The following is a 17,161-nucleotide window of genomic DNA, read 5'->3' as shown; positions in this document are numbered from 1 at the left end:
CCGCGTGCGGTCGGGAATTCGTTTTGGTCTTACACCCCTAGCTGGGCTATTCTTTCGGACGTCGCCAAGCGCCGCCTTCAGGGGCTGTCGCAGGCGGTGGGGTATGGTGTAATTGGCAGCACGACTGATTCTGGTTCAGTTAGTCTAGGTTCGAGTCCTGGTACCCCAGCAATGTGCAGCGGATGCTTCCTTCAGGAAGCGTCCGTTTCTTGTTTTTATGGATGAGTTCCGGATCAGGCGGGGATCCTTCCTCCCGTTCGCAGCCCCCTTCCTTCTTCCCCTGCTGCTCTTCTTCCCCGTGTGCCTGCTGCTCGGCAGCATCCTCACCGCCGACGCCGCCTGGGGTCTCCTGGTCGGCGCGGCCGGCACGGCGGTGCTCGTCGGCGTGCTGGTGGTCAAGCACAGGCGGATGGTCGCGGGCACCGTCGTACGGTTCTCGCCGCGAGGCGTGGAGATGGCCGACACCTACGGTTTCGTCCTGCGCCTCGATTGGCCGGACGTCCGCCGTGTCGACGTGGTGGAGAGCCGGATGGCCAGCCCACGCACCATCGGCCGCCCCGGCGGCGTCCGGGTGCGCGCCGGCGCCATGAAGAGCGTCGGCCTCGTCGGCTGGGGCGAGCGCGAGGTGCCGGCGCGCATGCCCGGCTGGATGCGCGACCACCTGGCCCGGGTTCCGGTGGACCCGGACACCGGCCTCCAGTGGCTGGGTATCCCCTTGGGCGCTGTGGATCCGCTGTGGGAGCGCGGGCCGATGGGAGACTGGGTACGTCGCCACAGGCCCGATCTGCTGGCCTGATAACGGTTTTGAGTGCTCCTTCGGGTGCGGTAGAGTTACACCCGTTGCCGGGGAGACCCGGCAAGCTCGCTTGGAGACAGGGTCCCGTCGTCTAGTGGCCCAGGACGCCGCCCTCTCAAGGCGGTAGCGCCGGTTCGAATCCGGTCGGGACTACCACTGTCACCAGCTCGCGAAGGTCCCGTCGTCTAGTGGCCCAGGACGCCGCCCTCTCAAGGCGGTAGCGCCGGTTCGAATCCGGTCGGGACTACATCAGCACCGGAAGACCCGATCACCGATCGGGTCTTTTTCGCATCTCCGAGCGCATTCGGCCCACATGTCCGGGCGCATCCAGCCCGCGTGTCCCGGCGGATCTCAGCCCGCGTTTCCCACGTAGCGAACGCCTCCGCCCCGGCGCGCTTCCTCCCAGGAGGAAGCGCGCCGGCGGCGAGGGAGACGACGGCTACGGGGTGGTGGCGGAGCGGGCCTTGAACAGCGCCCTGCGGGCCGCCTTGGCGATCTGCTTGTCCGGGTGCACCTGGGAGATCAGGTCCAGCAGCTCCTCGACGTGCGCGTGCGGGATCTTCCACACCACTTCGAGCAGGTTGTTGAGCAGATCCGGCCCGATGTCGCGCAGACTGCCCACGAACTCGGCCCGGCCCAGCCCGGCTGAGATCGTCCACATGTCCAGGATGAGCCAGTGGGTGTCGTCCGGGGTCGGCTCGGGGGCGTCCGGCACCTGCAGCTGGCTCAGGTGCGTGGCCGCGTAGGGGCGCAGCGAGGACTCCTTGAGCGCCTCCTGCCAGGCGGGGATCGCGTCCTCGCCCAGCGTGCCGACGACACTGGCCGCCTGCACCCGGATGAGCGCGTCGCTCTCGTCCTTGGCCGCGGCCTCCAAGAGCTCCTCCGCGGCCCTGCTGGGCTCGCGCAGCCGCATCCAGGCGGCGAACTCCGCGTCCGCCTCCTCCTCGGGCAGCTCGGCGCTGAGCACCAGCAGCTCGTGCGCGCTCATCGACTCGATCGCGGGCCGCGCGTCGAGCTCGATGTCGGAGTCGTCGACCAGGTGGACGACGCCCTCGGTGCCGAGCGGCGTGAGGCTGACCGTGTCGCCCGCGACCTCGGTCATGCCGTAGCCGGCCAGCCAGTCGAGCACGGAGGCGAGCGGGTCGCCCGCCGCCTGCCAGGCGTCGGCCCCCAGCTCGTCGAACTCGGCGGCGGCCTCGGCCAGCTCCTGCCGCAGCTCGCCGAGATCACGGCTGCCGCCCGCGAGCAGCAGCCTGACCAGCAGGGCCCGGGTCAGCCCGGCCAGGGCCATGGTCAGGTCCTCGTCGGGCAGCTCGGGGTCGCCGTAGTCGACCGAGTGCAGGCCGAGCATCCAGGCGTCGAGCACGTCCTCGTCGTCGTCGAACGGCCACTCCGAGGTGTCGTCCTGCACGGCCACGGTGTTGCCCTCGCCCGGCTCCAGGAACTCCAGGTCCACGGCGAGGTTCCACAGATTCCACAGCTGGGGGACGGCCTCGGCCAGGGAGCCGTCGGTCTCCGGCCTGGGCAGCCCGACGGTGGCCAGCGCCTCCTCCACCTCGGCGTCGGACAGCAGCGTGTCCTCGCCGACCCGGCGGCCCGAGCCGACCCACAGGGCCAGGTCGCGCGCCTTGGCGATCAGCGGCACCGCGCGCGCGGCGGCGGCGAGCTCGGAGTCGGGGCGCAACCTGACGGTGGCCAGGTCCGCCAGCTCGTCGGCGAACGGCTCGAAGTCGCCCAGATCACCGGCCTCGTCGTCATCGTCGTCGTCGCCCTCGGCGTCCTCGATGAGATCCTCCATGAGCTCGACGAAGTCGTCCTCGACGTCGTCGAGCTCGGCCTGCAGCTCGGTGAGGGAGTCGGAGCCCTCGGTGAGCCTGCCGGTCATGGAGAGGAATGTGAGGTACGCGTCGATGGCGGGAAGCATCCCGTCGGCCGCTGTGTCGGGGTCCTCGACGACCTTCGGCATCCGGTCGAGCATGAGGTTACGCAGGTCGGCGCGCTTCCACGTGCCGAGATCCTGCGAGAAGGCGAGACGGTGCCAGAGTGCGGCGGGCCCCACGAGCTCGGGGTCGCTGTCGGGCGCGTTGGTGCGTGCCCACAAGATGAACTCTTCGAGCAGGGGTCGCAGCTCAGTGGCGGCTACCTCGATGCGATCTGTCACGCACTCAGGCTAGTGCTCCCGCGAGGCACTCGGCTCCCCGAATACGGGCTTTGGCCGATCATGAGGTGCGCCGCATGGCTTCGGTGATCCGCTCGGCCGCCGCCATGACGGGCACCGCGTGCAGTCTTCCGGGGGCCCGCGTCAGCCGCTCGATGGGCCCGGAGACGGAGACGGCCGCGATCACCTTGCCGCCGGTGCCCCGTATCGGCGCCGACACGCTGGCCACGCCCTGCTCGCGCTCTCCCACACTGTGCGCCCAGCCCCTGCGCCGCACGGACGCGAGCGTCGCGGCGGTGAACTTGGCCCCCCGCAGGCCGCGGTGCAGCCGGTCGGGCTCCTCCCAGGCCAGCAGGATCTGGGCGGCCGAGCCGGCCGTCATGGGCAGCGCCGAGCCGACCGGCACGGTGTCACGCAGGCCGCTGGAGCGCTCGGCGGCGGCCACGCAGACCCGCTCGTCGCCCTGCCGACGGTAAAGTTGCGCGCTTTCGCCGGTGAGGTCGCGCAGCTGCATGAGCACGGGCGCGGCGACGGCGAGCAGCCGGTCCTCGCCGGCGGCGGTGGACAACTCCGACAGCCGCGGGCCGAGCACGAACCTACCCTGGGTGTCACGGGTAACGATGCGGTGGTGTTCCAGCGCGACGGCGAGTCTGTGGGCCGTCGGGCGGGCCAGGCCGGTCGCCTGAACGAGCTGCGCCAAGGAGGCCGGTCCGGCTTCGAGGGCGTTGAGTACCAGAACGGCCTTGTCCAGTACGCCGACTCCGCTAGAGTTGTCCATACACCGATACTGCAGTCTCGACATATGAGAAGGCAAGTCGGAGGATCTTCCGCGGGGCCGAGCGACCGAGCCGCGACGCGGAGCATCGCAACGAGCAGGAGGAGATCATGGGCCGCACACTGGCCGAGAAGGTCTGGGAGCAGCATGTCGTACGCCGTGCCGACGGCGAGCCCGACCTGCTCTACATCGACCTGCACCTCATTCACGAGGTGACCAGCCCGCAGGCGTTCGACGGACTCCGTCTCGCCGGCCGGACCGTGCGAAGGCCCGACCTCACGATCGCCACCGAAGACCACAACGTCCCGACCGTGCGCGGCCCCATCGCCGACCCGGTGTCCAAGACCCAGGTCGAGACGCTGCGCAAGAACGCCGCCGAGTTCGGCCTCCGGCTGCACCCGATGGGCGACGCCGGCCAGGGCGTGGTGCACATCATCGGCCCGCAGTTCGGCCTGACCCAGCCGGGCATGACGATCGTCTGCGGCGACTCCCACACCTCCACCCACGGCGCGTTCGGCGGCATCGCGTTCGGCATCGGCACGTCCGAGGTCGAGCACGTCCTGGCCACCCAGACGCTGCCGGCCTACCGGCCCAAGACCATGGCCATCGAGGTCTCCGGCGAGCTGCCCGCCGGTGTCACGGCCAAGGACCTGATCCTGGCCATCATCGCCAAGATCGGCACCGGCGGCGGGCAGGGCTACATCGTCGAATACCGCGGTGAGGCCGTGCGCAAGCTCTCCATGGAGGGCCGCATGACGGTGTGCAACATGTCCATCGAGGCGGGCGCGCGGGCGGGCATGATCGCCCCCGACGAGACCACGTTCGCCTACCTCAAGGGCCGCCCGCACGCGCCGTCCGGCGAGGCGTGGGACCAGGCCGTCGCCTACTGGGAGACGCTCAGGACCGACGACGACGCCGTGTTCGACAAGGTCGTCGAGATCGACGCCACGACGCTGGCGCCGTACGTCACCTGGGGCACGAACCCCGGCCAGGGCCTGCCGCTCACCGAGTCCGTGCCCGACCCGGACAGCTTCACCGACCCGACCGCGAAGTCCTCGGCGCAGCGGGCGCTGGAGTACATGGGCCTGACCGCCGGCACCCCGCTCAGGGAGATCGAGGTCGACACGGTCTTCATGGGCTCGTGCACCAACGGCCGCATCGAGGACCTGCGCGCCGCCGCCGAGATCCTGCGCGGCCGCCAGGTGAAGACCCGCACGCTGGTCGTCCCCGGTTCGATGCTGGTCAAGCTGGAGGCCGAGAAGGAGGGCCTGCACGAGGTGTTCAAGGCCGCGGGCGCGGAGTGGCGGGAGGCCGGGTGCTCCATGTGCCTGGGCATGAACCCCGACACGCTCCAGCCGGGCGAGCGCAGCGCCTCCACCTCCAACCGCAACTTCGAGGGCCGCCAGGGCAAGGGTGGTCGTACCCACCTGGTCTCGCCGCAGGTCGCCGCCGCGACCGCCGTCACCGGCCGCCTGACCGCCCCAGCCGACCTCTAGGAGAACCTTCCGATGGACGCTTTCACCACCCACACGGGCACGGCGGTGCCGCTGCGCCGCAGCAATGTCGACACCGACCAGATCATCCCGGCCGTCTGGCTCAAGCAGGTCAGCCGCACCGGGTTCGAGCGGGGCCTGTTCGCCGCCTGGCGCGAGGACCCGGCGTTCGTGCTGAACGACTCCGCCTACGACGGCGCCTCGATCCTGGTCTCGGGTCCCGACTTCGGCACCGGCTCCTCGCGCGAGCACGCGGTGTGGGCGCTGCAGCAGTACGGCTTCCGCGTCGTGATCGCCGCCAGGTTCGGCGACATCTTCCGTAACAACTCCACCAAGATGGGCCTGCTGCCGGTCGTCCTGCCGGGCGACAAGGTCGAGGCCCTGCAAGGCGCGATCGAGGCGGACCCGGGTCTCCAGGTGACCGTCGACCTGGACGCACGTCAGGTCCGCTGGGCCGGCGAGGCCGTCGGTTTCGAGATCGACGACTACACCCGCTGGCGGCTGATGGAGGGTCTCGACGACATCGGACTGACCCTGCGTCACGCCGACGATGTGGCGGCGTACGAGAATGGTCGGCAGCCATGGCTGCCGACGACCGTCTAGAAGACGATGAGCTGGCGCGGCGGTTGCGCGAAGCGCACCGCCGCGTCCGCATGCTGCCCGCCCACGACAAGGAGCGGCTGGCCCGCCGCTACCTGTCCATCTGCGATCAGGCCAAACGGGACCCGAAAAGGGCCGCGGCCCGCCTCGAAACCTTTCTGGCCTCCCTGGAAGACGGCCCTTCCGACACGCCACGCGAGGGGTTAAACACCCACGGTGATTGAGTTCCCCCGCGATCCCGCCTACTTTCGAGCCCGTAAGGGGTTTCTACGTCGGACTCGTGAGCTGGAACCCCGCGCCGTAACTGGGGGAGCAGAACATTCATGAACAAGCGGGAACTGGTCGACGCCATCGCAGATCGGGTGGGCGACAGGAAAACGGCGACCGAGGCCGTGAACGCGATCATTGACGCCGTCCAGAAGGCAGTGGCGAACGGGGACAAGGTCTCGATCACCGGCTTCGGCGCCTTCGAGATGGTGCACAAGCCGGCGCGGACGGCGAGAAACCCGTCGACCGGCGCGGAGATCAAAGTCCAGGAGAGCTGGGCGCCGAAATTCCGCCCCGGCTCGGATTTCAAAGAGCTGGTGAACGCGGGCGGCAAGAAGGTCGCCAAGAAGAAGTAGCCACCGGACGGCGAAAGCCCGGGCTCCGATTCTGGAGCCCGGGCTTTTTCATGCCGGCTTCATGGCAGCGGGAAAGTGGACAGCGTGACATAGGTGATCTCGCCGTCCGTCAGCGCGAGGTTGACGCGCTGCCCGGTGCGCAGCAGCCGCAGCGGGCCCGCGTCGAAGGCGTGCGCGGGAAAGACCAGGACGGTCCCGTCGTCGAGGAAGACCGAGCCCGAACGGGTCGTCTCGTCGAAACTACGCACTGTCGCCTGCACGCGAACCAGCCTACGGGGGAGCGCGCGGGCGAACCAGCCCACGGGCCGGCACGCGGGCACGCGGCCACACGAGCGCGCCTGCGGAGCGGGGCGGCGGGTCAGTGGGAGGGCGGGCCCGCGGGCCAGAGCTCGGCGACGACCGCCGCCGTGTGCCGGCCCAGCCCGAGTGCCACGGCGGCGCGCAGGTCGTCGGGGGTGTCCACGTCGCGCCTGAGCGAGTCGATGCCGTCGAGGCGCAACTCCTTGGCCCCGCCCCCCAGGTGCTTGGCCCGCGACTCGCCACCGAACCGGGGTTCGAACGGCAGGCCGGGCCGTACGCCGTAGAAAGTCGTGCCGATGTCCAGCGCGTCGGGCACGAACGACTGGTCGAACTCGCCCGCCGCCGTCAGGGCGGCGGCGAGCTCCGCCGGGCGCAGCGCGGGCAGGTCGGCCTGCAGCGCGCCCACCGCGTCACCGGGCGCCAGCCGCACGGCGTGCGCGGCCCCGGTGCGCAGCGCGGTGTTCAGGCCGCGGTCGGGGTCGCTGACCACGTCGGCGCCCAGCGCGCGGAGCGGGCCCGCGGCGGCGGGGTCGGCCGTCACCACGATCACCCGCGCGACCGGCGGGCAGGCCAGCGCCGCGGTGACGGTGTCGCAGGCGACCGCGACGGCCAGCCGGGTACGGTGCGGCCCCGTGGCGGCGGCCAGCCTGGTCTTCGCGGCGACCAGCGTCTTCACCGGGATGACCAGGGACCAGCGGTTGCTCATCGATTCTCCCTTGAGCGTGAATACCCCGTCCTGCCCGGACGTCCGGGCAGGACGGTCCGCGACAGGGTGCCGGCGGCCGGCGGGCGGTCCCCCTCCTCCGAACACCGCCCCTCCTCCGAACACCGCCCGCCCCCCGGCGCATCCCCGCTGCCCGAGGCGCCTGCCGGGAAGGAGGAGGATGTCGATGGGGGCGGCACCGTGCCCGCGCCTCCCTTCGCCTCGACATCTCTGGCGGCCAACCGGGAGACTTAGCCGCATACCGTAGCCGTTGGAGGAGACCATGAGTCGCACGCGACCGTCGCGTTTCTGGGAAACACTGGCTGTCGTGATCGTGAAACCGCTCTCCTGGCTCCTGGTCAAGAAGGACTGGCGGCGTGGCGACCGCATGCCGCGCACCGGAGGCGTCATCATCGCGACCAACCACCTGTCCTGGGCCGACCCGGTGCTGCTCGCGCACTTCCTCTACAACCACGGTCGCTGGCCGGTCATCCTGGCCAAGTCCAGCCTGTTCAAGGTACCTTTCCTGGGCCACGCCGTCCGTGAGCTGTGCGCCATCCCGGTCGACCGGGGCAGCGACGAGGCGGCCAGATCGCTGCGGGAGTCGGCCCAGCGCCTCCGCGACGGCGGCGCGATCCTGTTCTACCCTGAGGGCACCTGCACCCGGGACCCCCGGCTGTGGCCGATGGTGGGCAAGACCGGCGCCGCCCGGCTGGCGCTGGAGAGCGGTGTTCAGGTGATCCCGGTGGCCCACTGGGGCGCGCAGGACCTGCTGCCCTACGGAGACACATGGCCCAGACCGCTGCCCCGCAAGACCTTCCGCGTCATGGTCGGCCCACCGGTCGACCTGTCGAAGTACGCGGGACGCGCCCCGCACGCCGACGTGCTGCGCGCGGCCACCGCCGACATCATGGCGGCGATCACCGCGCAGCTCGCCGAGCTGCGCGGCGAGAAGGCTCCCGAATCTCCCTACGACCCCACAGAGCGGTGACACGATGACCAAGGCCGCAGTCTTCGGCACCGGCTCGTGGGGCACCACCTACGCGATGATCCTCGCCGAGGCGGGCAACAAGACCATCCTGTACGGGCGCCGCCGGGAAGTGGTCGAGTCGATCGACCGCACCCACATGAACACCGACTACCTGCCCGGCATCTCGCTGCCCACCTCGCTGCGCGCGACCACCGACGTGGCCGAGGCGCTCGACGGGGCGGAGCTCGTGGTGCTCGCCGTCCCCTCCCAGACCCTGCGGGCCAACCTCACCGCCTGGCGCGAGCACATCCCGCGCGAGGCCATCCTGGTCAGCCTGATGAAGGGCATCGAGCTCGGCACCACCAAGCGGATGAGCGAGGTGATCCGCGAGGTCGCCGGGGTGCCGCAGGAGCGGGTGGCGGTCGTGTCCGGGCCCAACCTGGCCAAGGAGATCGCCCAGCGCCAGCCCGCCGCCTCGGTGGTGGCCTGCACCGACGAGGGTGTCGCCGCGCGGCTGCAGGAGGCCTGCCACCTGCCGCCGTGGTTCCGTCCCTACACCAACACCGACGTGGTCGGCGTCGAGCTGGGCGGCGCGGTGAAGAACGTGATCGCGCTGGCCGTGGGCGTGGCGCACGGCATGGGCATGGGCGACAACGTCGGCGCCATGCTCATGACCAGGGGGCTGGCGGAGATCTCCCGCCTCGGCGCGGCGCTCGGCGCCGATCCGCACACCTTCGCCGGCCTGGCGGGCATGGGTGACCTGGTGGCCACCTGCACCTCGCCGCTCTCCCGCAACCGCACCTTCGGCGAGAACCTCGGCCGGGGGATGACGCTGGAGCAGGTGATCGCCGCCACCAGGCAGACGGCCGAGGGCGTCAAGTCCTGCGAATCGGTGCTGGAGCTGGCCAGGAAGCACGGCGTGGAGATGCCGATCACGGAGGTCGTGGTGGGGGTCGTGCACGACGGCATGTCGCCGACGGAGGCGGGGATGCTGCTGATGTCGCGGTCGCCCAAGCCCGAGCGCTATGGCATCTGACGAGCCGATTCGCGAGCTTCCCGCGTGCTTGACTCGCTGTAACGGGGGCACGCCGGTAGATTCGGACGTCATGAGCAAGCCACGCGTCGCCGTCGTTTTCGGGGGTCGCAATTCCGAGCATGCCGTGTCTCTGATGGGTGCGGGCAGCGTGCTGGATGCGATCGACAGGAGCAAGTACGAGGTGATCCCCATCGGGATCGCCCAGGACGGCAGGTGGGTGCTCGCCGCGTCCGGCCAGCGGTTCGCGATCGAGTCCGGGGAGCTGCCCGTCGTCGATCCCTCCGGCGCGGCGCTCGCGCTGCCCACCGGCGGCGGCCCGTTGGTGGCCTACGACCCTGGAAGCATCCCTGTGGAGCTCGGCTCGGTGGACGTGGTCTTCCCGGTCATGCACGGGCCGTTCGCCGAGGACGGCACGATTCAGGGCCTGCTGGAGCTGGCCGGGGTCCGTTATGTCGGCTCCGGCGTGCTGGCCAGCGCCGTCGGCATGGACAAGGGCTACATGAAGACCGTCCTGGCCGGCGCGGGGCTGCCGATCGGGCGCCACGTGGTGGTCCGTGACCGCGACTGGCGGCTCGACCGCGACCGGGTGCTGAAGGAGGCCGAGGAGCTCGGCTGGCCGGTGTTCGTCAAGCCGGCCAGGGCGGGCTCCTCGCAGGGCATCTCCAAGGCGCACGACAGGGCCGGGCTGGAGCGGGCCGTGGAGTTCGCCCGGCAGCACGACCCCAAGGTGCTGATCGAGGAGGCGATGACCGGGCGCGAGATCGAGTGCGCCGTGCTCGAATCCCTCGGCGACGATCCGCCGGCCGCGTCCGTCCCGGGCGAGGTGCGGGTGGAGGGCGGGCAGGAGTTCTTCGACTTCGAGGCCAAGTACTACCCCGACCAGATGTCGCTGACCGTGCCCGCGGACATCCCCGCCGAGGTCGCCGAGGAGCTGCGGGCGATGGCGGTGCGCGCGTTCGAGGCGCTGGAGTGCGAGGGGCTGTCGCGGGTCGACTTCTTCTACACGCCTGACGGCAGGCTGGTGCTCAACGAGATCAACACCATGCCCGGCTTCACCTCGCTGTCGGTGGCGCCGCAGCTCTGGGCCGCCTCAGGACTGTCGTACCCGGCCCTGGTCGACCGGCTCATCCAGCTCGCGCTGGCACGGTCACCGGGTCTGCGGTGAGACCTGGCCGATCGGGCCCGACAGGTCGGCGAGCACGTCGGCGGCCTGGTGCGAGCCACCGACGGTGACCTCCACGTAGACCGGGGCGGCGACGGCGGTGAAGAGGGTGGGCTTCTCAGGATCGGCGAACCAGCCCACCCCGTTGATCTCCTGCAGCTGGGCCGTCGGCTCCATCCTGGGCGGCCGGGGGACTCCGCAGCGCAGCGCGAGGGTCCCCGCACCCCACACCGCGACGTACGGCGACTGAGGGGCGGACTCGGCCCGGTCGTCGCCGTCGAGCGTCGCGGGCAGCAGCCCGGCCAGGCGCTGACAGGCGGCCGCCGCCTCGCCCTCGGGCACCGGCGGCTCGACCTGGATGGCGCTCCCGCACCCGGCGAGCACGAACAGGACGAGCAGGAGGCTGGCCGCACGCACGAAAGATCTACCTTAAATATGAACGATCGGACACGTGAGGGTCCGCGTGATCCCCTCGACGGCCTGAATCTGGGCGACGACGAGTTTACCCAGCTCATCGACGTTGTTGGCCTCGGCGCGGACGATCACGTCGTAGGGCCCCGTCACGTCCTCGGCCTGCGTCACGCCGGAGATCCCGGAGATCTCGCGCGCCACGGCCGCGGCCTTGCCGACCTCGGTCTGAATAAGGATGTAGGCCTGCACCATTACGTCCTCCCGGGCGATTGGATCACGCCGAAGGGCCACCGTACCCTGTGTGCGTCAGGAGGTGTGTCATCACAGTCGGAGATCTCGGCGAGTTCGGTGTAGTTGCTCGTATTTCCGGACGTCTGCCACAGGGCGAGGCCGTGCTGCTCGGGCCGGGTGACGACGCCGCGATGGTCAGCGCCCCTGATGGGCGCGTCGTGGTGTCGACGGATCTGTTGCTTGAGGGTAGGCACTTTCGCCGCGATTGGTCCAGCGGCTACGACGTGGGTCGTAAAGCCGCGGCCCAGAACCTCGCGGACATCGCCGCCATGGGCGCGGTTCCCACCTCCATCGTGGTCGGGCTGGGGATTCCCGCGGATCTTCCGCTGGCCTGGCTGGACGCGCTGACCGACGGGTTCGGCGACGAGTGCGCGGTGGTGGGGGCGAGTGTGGCGGGCGGTGACATCACCCGCAGCGAGCTGGTGGTCATCGGGGTCACCGCGCTGGGCGACCTGGGCGGTCGGGCGCCTGTGACGCGCTCAGGGGCGCGGCCGGGGCAGGTGGTGGCGGTCGCCGGGCGGCTGGGCTACTCCGCCGCCGGGCAGGCCCTGCTGGAGGCGGGCGTGCCGGTGGCCTCCGGCGAGCTGGCGCGGGCCGTGGCCGGGCACCGGCAGCCCTGCCCGCCGTACGCATGCGGGCCCGAGGCCGCGCGGCTGGGAGCCGTGGCGATGCTGGACGTGAGCGACGGGCTGCTGCAGGACCTCGGGCACGTCGCGACGGCCAGTGGCGTGCGGATCGAGCTGGACCCCCGGGCGCTGGAGGTGGGCGAGCCGGTGGCGGCGGCGGGCAAGGAGCTGGGAGTCGATCCCCTCGACTGGATCCTGACCGGTGGCGAGGACCACGCGCTCGCCGCGGTCTTCCCCGCGGAGGTGCGTCTTCCGCCGTCGTGGCTGGTCGTGGGGCGAGTCGTGGCGGGCGAGGGGGTCCGCGTCGAGGGGCGTGCGGCGGGGCCGGGCGGCTGGGATCACTTTCGGTAAGCACCTGTCCCGATTTGGGTTATCTTTTCCCGTTTTGAAGGGTGACTACCGGGATTGATGAGACAAAGGCGTAGTAAAGGTGTTATGAAGATTGGCGGCCAACTGTAACCGGCAAGAAAGGGCAGCCATGGGCCGCCACGGCACAGGTGGATCCGAAGACGCGCGTGAAGAGGGGGACACCAGCGCCTTTTGGGGGCCGCAGGAGCAGCAGGCCGACTCGTTCTGGGGACCATCGGACGAGCAGCGGGCCGAGGCGCCTGGCTGGCCTTCGCCGCCTGACCAGGTCGAAGTGACCGGTCAGTGGGCACCCATGCCCAAGGGGGCTCCGGCCGCGGACGCCCCGGCTCAGCAGCGCGACCCGTTCGAGACGACCGGCGCCTTCGCCGCGCCGCCCCCGCAGGGGCCCGACAGGGCCTTCCCGGCGCCGGAGCAGCCCTTCGAGACCACGGGCGCCTTCGTCCGCCCGGCCTCCTGGGACGACGCTCCCGACGCCACTCAGACGCTCGGGGCACTGCCCCAGGACGGCCCGTTCGACCAGCGCCCCTCCGGGCAGCAGCCAGGTCCCTTCGACCAGCGGCCGGGTCCGTTCGACCAGCAGCCTCGCCCGTTCGACCAGGGCGCTGACGTCTTCGATCCGCGCCCGATGGACCGGCCGGGCCCGTTCGACCCGCGCGCGGCGGACGGTCGTCACCCCTTCGACGCCTCGTCGGACCGTACGGCGGCGTACGAGCGCCCCGCGTTCGACCAGCGTCCGGGGGAGAGCACGGGCGCCTACGACGCGCTCGCGGCCGAGAGCACGGGCCGGTTCGACCCGCTCGGCCACGACGGCACGGGTCGGTTCGACCCACCTGGCAACGACGGCACGGCCAGGTTCGACTCGCCCGGAAACGAGGCCACGGGCCGGTTCGACCCGCTCGGGCACGAGGCCACGGGCCGGTTCGATGCGCCTGGTCACGACGGTCCGCCCGAGCCGGGGGACATCAAGGTGTACGGCGAGCCGACCATGGTGAGCATGCCCGCCCCGGCCTGGGCCGACGCGGACAACGGCTTCCTGCCGTCCGATGAGGCGTCCGATGGGATGAAGGGCGACCCGGAGCCGCGCCGCAGGCGTGGCCGGCGTGGGCCGCCGAAGGACCCCGACTCGCTCGACGTCTCCTCCGGTGGCGGCGGCCGGGGCCGGATGGCCCTGCTCTCCGTGGCCGCCGTGGTCGTCGTGCTGGGCGGCACCGTGGCGGGCGTCAAGATGATGAGCGGCGGCGGGGCGGCCGACTGTCCCGGCGGCACCTGCGCCGCCGTCCAGTCGAGCAACCAGCCGGCACCGGCGCTCTCCGAACCACCCGCCGACGAGCCGGTCGAGGACGAGGAGCCGGTGGACGAGCCGGTCGAGGACGAGGAGAGCGAGCCGGCCAGGAGCCCGAAGCCGACCGCCACGTACAGCGCGCGGGAGCCGCGCCGTACCACCAGCTCCACGCCCAAGCCGAAGCCCACCAGGACGAAGACCAAGCAGGCGCAGGAGCCGGTCGACGAGCCGATCGAGAACGTCACGGAGGAGGAGCCCGCACCCGAGACGACCCCCACCTCGGAGGTCTCCCTGAACCCGGACGGCGGGACCAGGCCCGACAACGGCGATGTCCCGCTGCCCACCGCGACAGCCACGGAGACCTTCCAGGGCGTCTCCTCCGGCAGCTCGGTGAACGTCGACTTCAACGTGACCAACCAGCGCCTGGCGACCTACACGGCCACCATGGACGTCACCAACGCGTCCGACCGGACGCTGAACACCTTCACGCTGTCGGTGCCCGTACGCGGGAGGATCCTCAGCGTGGAGGGCGCGACCTGGACGCAGGACGGCGATCTGCTGATCGTGGACCTGTCCACCCCGATCGCCGTGGGCGAGTCCACGGAGATCTCCATCGCGGCCACCGGAAGGGCGGGCCGGCCGACGAACTGCGGGCTGGTCGGAGGGGACTGCGCCGTTAGTTGAATGGTTGGATGGGGGATATGACGGTTTCGACTCCCCCACGCGTGCTGACCGTCGCCGGATCCGACTCCGGCGGCGGCGCGGGCATCCAGGCCGATCTGAAGACCATGCTGGCCCTGGGCGTGCACGGCATGAGCGTGATCGCCGCGGTCACCGCCCAGAACTCCGTCGGCGTCCAGGGCTACTGGGAGCTGCCGCCGGAGGCTGTGCGGGCCCAGCTCGGCTCGGTGCTCGGCGACATCGGCGCACAGGCCGTCAAGACGGGCATGCTGGCGTCGCCGGCACTGGTGGAGATCGTGGCCGAGTCGCTCGCCGCCTACCCCGCCCCCGTCGTGGTGGACCCCGTCGGCGTGTCCAAGCACGGCGACTCCCTGCTCGCGCCCGAGGCCGTGGAGACGCTCAGGACGCGGCTGCTGCCGGTCGCCACCGTCGTCACCCCCAACCTGTGGGAGGTGGAGCAGCTCACCTCGGTCAAGGTCGAGGACGAGCGGGACCTGCGCCGCGCCGCCGACGCCGTCCTGGAGCTCGGCCCCGCCTGGGCGCTGATCAAGGGCGGCCACCTGCCGGGCGAGCCCGTCGACCTGCTCACGGACGGCGTCCAGGAGTACGTCTTCCGCGCCGGACGCCTCGACAACCGCCACACCCACGGCACCGGCTGCACCCTGGCCTCGGCCATCGCCTCCTACCTCGCGCTCGGCGAGGACGTGCCGGGAGCCGTCGGCAGGGCCAAGGAGTACGTCACGGGCGCCATCGGGCGCGGCTTCCCGCTGGGCGCCGGCATCGGCCCGGTGGACCACGCCTGGCGCTGGCGCTGACTTGACTGGCGCTGACCTGACTGGCGCTGACATGACCTGAGACGACTGGCGGCAGGCATGACGAAAGCCCGCCGCTCCAGGTGAGCGGCGGGCTTTCGCGAAAGTCAGGAACTAGCGGGTGACCTTGCCCGCCTTGATGCACGAGGTGCACACGTTGAGCTTCTTCGGCGTGCCGCCGATGACAGCGCGCACCGTCTGGATGTTGGGGTTCCAACGACGGCGGGTGCGGCGGTGAGAGTGGGACACGTTGTTGCCGAAGGTCGGCCCCTTGCGGCAGACATCGCAGACGGAAGCCACGGTATCGCTCCTTAAAACAGTCGATAGAGCCCTGTCCGCTGATGTTGTCGGGCGGAGGGCATGCCGGGACGACCGGCTAGCCAGACGAGAATATCCGATCCGCACCACTGGACGCGAACCCGATCACGCCAGGCACTGGACTCGGCCCGGCACGACGATATTCTCCTCGCCTAACGGTAGCGCATGCGGAGAGGTCGGAGCGCGCACATGGAGGTTCTCGACCCGCCCGCGGTGCGGCGCTGGGCGCGTCTGGCCGCCGACGCGCTGGGCCGCGCCAGGGCCGACATCGACGCGCTCAACGTGTTCCCGGTCGCCGACGGCGACACCGGCACCAACCTCTACCTCACGATGCTCTCCGCCGCCGAGGCCGTCGAATCACTGCCCGACGACGTGGACGCGGCGGTCGTGTGGCAGACGCTGTCCTACGGCGCGCTGGTCGGCGCGCGCGGCAACTCCGGTGTGATCGTCAGCCAGGCGCTGCGCGGGCTGGCCGAGGTGCTCAAGGACGGCTCCGACCTGCGAGCCGGTCTGGCCAGAGCCGCGGCCCTGGCCAGGCAGTGCGTCGCCAGGCCGGTCGAGGGCACCGTGCTGAGCGTCCTGGCGGCCGTCGCCGGAGCCGTACAGAGCGGTGAGGGCGGGCTGGCCGAGGTGGCGCGGCGGGCCGCCGAGGAGGCCCGCGCGGCGCTGCGGCGCACCCCCGGGCAGCTCGACGTGCTGGCCCGCAGCGGCGTCGTGGACGCGGGCGGCGCCGGGCTGGCGATCCTGCTGGAGTCGCTCGCCGCGGTGATCACCGGCGCCCACCGCGAGCGCTACGACGTGCCCGCGCCGACCGCACGGGTCTCGCCGATGACCGAGGTGGGCGCGGGCTACGAGGTGATGTACCTGCTCGACGCCGACGACCGGGCGGTGGACACGCTGCGCGCGGAGCTCGACGCGATGGGCGACTCGCTGGTGGTGGTCGGCGGCGAGGGACTGTGGAACGTGCATGTGCACGTGGCCGAGGCCGGCCCGGCCGTCGAGGCCGCGCTGCGGGTGGGCCGGCCGTACCGGATCAGGATCACCTACCTGGCCGAGCGGCCGCGCCGCGCCGACGCCGGCAGGGGAGTGGTGGCCGTCGCCGCGGGCGCGGGGATCGCGGCGCTGTTCGAGGAGTGCGGCGCGGTGGTCGTACGGCGAGATCCCGGCGGCCGGCCGGCCCTGGCCGTCATGCTCGCCGCCATCAGGCAGGCCGGCAACGAGGTGGCCGTGCTGCCGAACGACGACAGGTCCGGGGCCGTGGCCGCCGCCGCGGCGGAGATCGCCCGCGAGGACGGGGTCGTGGTGAGCGTGCTGCCCACCAAGGCCACGGTGCAGGGCCTGGCCGCGCTGGCCGTACACGATCCGTTGCGGCGCTTCGACGACGACATGGTGGCGATGACCGACGCGGCCGGTCACACCCGCCACGGCCACCTGGTCGTGGCCGACCGGCACGGCGTCACGAGCGCCGGGCTGTGCGCGCCCGGCGACGTGCTCGGGCTGATCGACGGGGACGTGGCGGTGATCGGCGCGACCCTCGACGACGTCGCCACGCTGGTCGTGGACCGGATGGTGGCGGGTGGCGGCGAGCTGGTGACCCTGGTGACGGGCGCACTCGCCCCCTCGGGGCTGGCCGCCGGCGTCGAGGAGCATCTCGGGCGCACCCGGCCCGACGTGGACCTGGTCGTCTACGAGGGCGAGCAGGGCGGCTACCCCCTGCTCATCGGCGTCGAGTAGCGCGGCCTGTCGTTCCTGTCG

Annotated in this window: 19 protein-coding genes and 3 tRNA genes; 15 read left to right on the top strand and 7 right to left on the bottom strand. The window is 71.4% G+C overall.

The genetic code is table 11. The annotated features are described in order from the left end of the window. Window positions 1-97: 97 nt before the first annotated feature. From ACTMTF_RS22655 to ACTMTF_RS22640, 4 genes are all read left to right on the top strand, one after another. Window positions 98-169, top strand: a tRNA-Gln gene (locus ACTMTF_RS22655). Between the two features lie 48 nt (window positions 170-217). Beyond that, window positions 218-796 carry a hypothetical protein gene (locus ACTMTF_RS22650; protein WP_441112477.1) on the top strand — a complete coding sequence of 193 codons (579 nt, stop codon included), beginning with the start codon at window positions 218-220 and terminating at the stop codon, window positions 794-796. A gap of 80 nt (window positions 797-876) precedes the next feature. Continuing rightward, window positions 877-952, top strand: a tRNA-Glu gene (locus tag ACTMTF_RS22645). A gap of 18 nt (window positions 953-970) precedes the next feature. Continuing rightward, window positions 971-1,043 (top strand) — tRNA-Glu (locus tag ACTMTF_RS22640). Window positions 1,044-1,235: 192 nt separating this feature from the next. On the opposite strand, the gene ACTMTF_RS22635 is transcribed toward ACTMTF_RS22640, so the two are convergent. Beyond that, the gene (locus tag ACTMTF_RS22635; RefSeq protein ID WP_441112476.1) at window positions 1,236-2,957 is read right to left on the bottom strand and encodes a hypothetical protein; all 1,722 of its coding nucleotides are present in this window, start codon (window positions 2,955-2,957) and stop codon (window positions 1,236-1,238) included. Between the two features lie 58 nt (window positions 2,958-3,015). Next, a complete protein-coding gene (locus ACTMTF_RS22630) occupies window positions 3,016-3,732 on the bottom strand; it encodes an IclR family transcriptional regulator (protein WP_397004975.1) in 717 nt (238 codons plus the stop codon). Window positions 3,733-3,839: 107 nt separating this feature from the next. Here ACTMTF_RS22630 and leuC point away from each other — a divergent pair, with 107 nt between their 5' ends. The 4 genes from leuC (at window position 3,840) to ACTMTF_RS22610 (ending at window position 6,445) form a co-directional block, all read left to right on the top strand. After that, complete coding sequence (gene leuC / locus ACTMTF_RS22625; RefSeq protein ID WP_441112475.1) at window positions 3,840-5,225, top strand: 3-isopropylmalate dehydratase large subunit; 1,386 nt, start codon at window positions 3,840-3,842, stop codon at window positions 5,223-5,225. Window positions 5,226-5,237: 12 nt separating this feature from the next. Then, window positions 5,238-5,825 (top strand): 3-isopropylmalate dehydratase small subunit, encoded by a 588-nt coding sequence (gene leuD / locus ACTMTF_RS22620; protein WP_441112474.1) that lies wholly within the window; start codon window positions 5,238-5,240, stop codon window positions 5,823-5,825. Next, on the top strand, window positions 5,804-6,046 hold the full coding sequence (locus ACTMTF_RS22615; protein ID WP_441112473.1) for a hypothetical protein: 243 nt from the start codon (window positions 5,804-5,806) through the stop codon (window positions 6,044-6,046). The genes leuD and ACTMTF_RS22615 overlap by 22 nt, the downstream gene beginning before the upstream one ends. A 99-nt stretch (window positions 6,047-6,145) precedes the next feature. After that, entirely contained in the window at window positions 6,146-6,445 is a 300-nt protein-coding gene (locus ACTMTF_RS22610; protein WP_441112472.1) for an HU family DNA-binding protein, read from the top strand. 59 nt (window positions 6,446-6,504) lie between these two features. Here the strand turns inward: ACTMTF_RS22610 and ACTMTF_RS22605 are convergent, their stop codons facing one another. Both ACTMTF_RS22605 and cofC read right to left on the bottom strand, forming a co-directional pair. Further along, a complete protein-coding gene (locus ACTMTF_RS22605) occupies window positions 6,505-6,705 on the bottom strand; it encodes a hypothetical protein (RefSeq protein ID WP_397004967.1) in 201 nt (66 codons plus the stop codon). A 98-nt stretch (window positions 6,706-6,803) separates the two neighbouring features. Continuing rightward, complete coding sequence (gene cofC / locus ACTMTF_RS22600; RefSeq protein ID WP_441112471.1) at window positions 6,804-7,451, bottom strand: 2-phospho-L-lactate guanylyltransferase; 648 nt, start codon at window positions 7,449-7,451, stop codon at window positions 6,804-6,806. 325 nt (window positions 7,452-7,776) lie between these two features. On the opposite strand from cofC, the gene ACTMTF_RS22595 reads away from it, so the two are divergent. From ACTMTF_RS22595 to ACTMTF_RS22585, 3 genes are all read left to right on the top strand, one after another. Then, a complete protein-coding gene (locus ACTMTF_RS22595) occupies window positions 7,777-8,439 on the top strand; it encodes a lysophospholipid acyltransferase family protein (RefSeq protein WP_441112470.1) in 663 nt (220 codons plus the stop codon). A 4-nt stretch (window positions 8,440-8,443) separates the two neighbouring features. Next, entirely contained in the window at window positions 8,444-9,454 is a 1,011-nt protein-coding gene (locus ACTMTF_RS22590) for an NAD(P)H-dependent glycerol-3-phosphate dehydrogenase (protein WP_441112469.1), read from the top strand. Between the two features lie 70 nt (window positions 9,455-9,524). Then, window positions 9,525-10,619 (top strand): D-alanine--D-alanine ligase family protein, encoded by a 1,095-nt coding sequence (locus ACTMTF_RS22585; protein ID WP_441112468.1) that lies wholly within the window; start codon window positions 9,525-9,527, stop codon window positions 10,617-10,619. On the opposite strand, the gene ACTMTF_RS22580 is transcribed toward ACTMTF_RS22585, so the two are convergent. Together ACTMTF_RS22580 and ACTMTF_RS22575 are read right to left on the bottom strand one after the other, a co-directional pair. Then, complete coding sequence (locus tag ACTMTF_RS22580) at window positions 10,602-11,033, bottom strand: DUF3515 domain-containing protein (protein WP_441112467.1); 432 nt, start codon at window positions 11,031-11,033, stop codon at window positions 10,602-10,604. The two genes, ACTMTF_RS22585 and ACTMTF_RS22580, sit on opposite strands and share 18 nt — an antisense overlap. Window positions 11,034-11,045: 12 nt before the next feature. Beyond that, window positions 11,046-11,279, bottom strand: coding sequence for an Lrp/AsnC family transcriptional regulator (locus tag ACTMTF_RS22575; protein ID WP_397004955.1), 234 nt, complete (start codon window positions 11,277-11,279; stop codon window positions 11,046-11,048). 47 nt (window positions 11,280-11,326) lie between these two features. Between ACTMTF_RS22575 and ACTMTF_RS22570 the strand changes: the two genes are divergently transcribed. The 3 genes from ACTMTF_RS22570 (at window position 11,327) to thiD (ending at window position 15,091) form a co-directional block, all read left to right on the top strand. After that, window positions 11,327-12,295 carry a thiamine-phosphate kinase gene (locus tag ACTMTF_RS22570; protein WP_441112466.1) on the top strand — a complete coding sequence of 323 codons (969 nt, stop codon included), beginning with the start codon at window positions 11,327-11,329 and terminating at the stop codon, window positions 12,293-12,295. A gap of 310 nt (window positions 12,296-12,605) precedes the next feature. Further along, entirely contained in the window at window positions 12,606-14,279 is a 1,674-nt protein-coding gene (locus ACTMTF_RS22565; RefSeq protein WP_441112465.1) for a hypothetical protein, read from the top strand. Between the two features lie 8 nt (window positions 14,280-14,287). Next, window positions 14,288-15,091, top strand: a complete 804-nt coding sequence (gene thiD / locus ACTMTF_RS22560; RefSeq protein WP_397004949.1) for a bifunctional hydroxymethylpyrimidine kinase/phosphomethylpyrimidine kinase — start codon at window positions 14,288-14,290, stop codon at window positions 15,089-15,091. Between the two features lie 111 nt (window positions 15,092-15,202). On the opposite strand, the gene rpmB is transcribed toward thiD, so the two are convergent. Further along, on the bottom strand, window positions 15,203-15,388 hold the full coding sequence (rpmB, locus tag ACTMTF_RS22555; protein ID WP_049556934.1) for a 50S ribosomal protein L28: 186 nt from the start codon (window positions 15,386-15,388) through the stop codon (window positions 15,203-15,205). A gap of 207 nt (window positions 15,389-15,595) precedes the next feature. Here rpmB and ACTMTF_RS22550 point away from each other — a divergent pair, with 207 nt between their 5' ends. Further along, on the top strand, window positions 15,596-17,140 hold the full coding sequence (locus ACTMTF_RS22550) for a DAK2 domain-containing protein (protein WP_441112464.1): 1,545 nt from the start codon (window positions 15,596-15,598) through the stop codon (window positions 17,138-17,140). Window positions 17,141-17,161: the final 21 nt, after the last annotated feature.

Source organism: Nonomuraea sp. ZG12 (assembly GCF_052068115.1).
Taxonomy (GTDB): Bacteria; Actinomycetota; Actinomycetes; order Streptosporangiales; family Streptosporangiaceae; genus Nonomuraea.
Note: the sequence above shows the minus strand (reverse complement) of the source record. Positions and strands in the feature narration are given on the sequence as shown.